Origin of the sequence: Zobellella endophytica (assembly GCF_003012775.1) — a bacterium.
GTDB classification, from domain to species: Bacteria; Pseudomonadota; Gammaproteobacteria; order Enterobacterales; family Aeromonadaceae; genus Oceanimonas; species Oceanimonas endophytica.
Genome location: NZ_PXYG01000033.1, coordinates 1 through 313, shown reverse-complemented (window position 1 = coordinate 313; position 313 = coordinate 1). Strand labels below are relative to the sequence as shown.

The window sequence follows — 313 nt, the reverse complement described above, 5'->3', positions numbered from 1 at the left end:
GCCGATTAGGATTCGACGCCGGTAACAAAACTTGAGGGGCATGCCGAGCTGGTAGCAGAACTCGTAAATTCGCTGCTGCAAACTTATAGTTGCCAACGACGACAACTACGCTCTAGCTGCTTAATGCGGCTAGCAGTCGCTAGGGGATGCCTGTAAACCCGAAACGACTGTCAGATAGAACAGGATCGCCGCCAAGTTCGCTGTAGACGTAACGGCTAAAACTCATACAGCTCGCTCCAAGCACCCTGCCACTCGGGCGGCGCGGAGTTAACTCAGTAGAGCTGGCTAAGCATGTAGAACCGATAGCGGAGAG

The 313-nt window shown here is 53.7% G+C and carries 1 other RNA gene; it reads left to right on the top strand.

What is annotated here, in order from left to right:
* Positions 1-313, top strand: a transfer-messenger RNA (tmRNA) gene (gene ssrA, locus C7H85_RS19315); the annotation flags it as partial.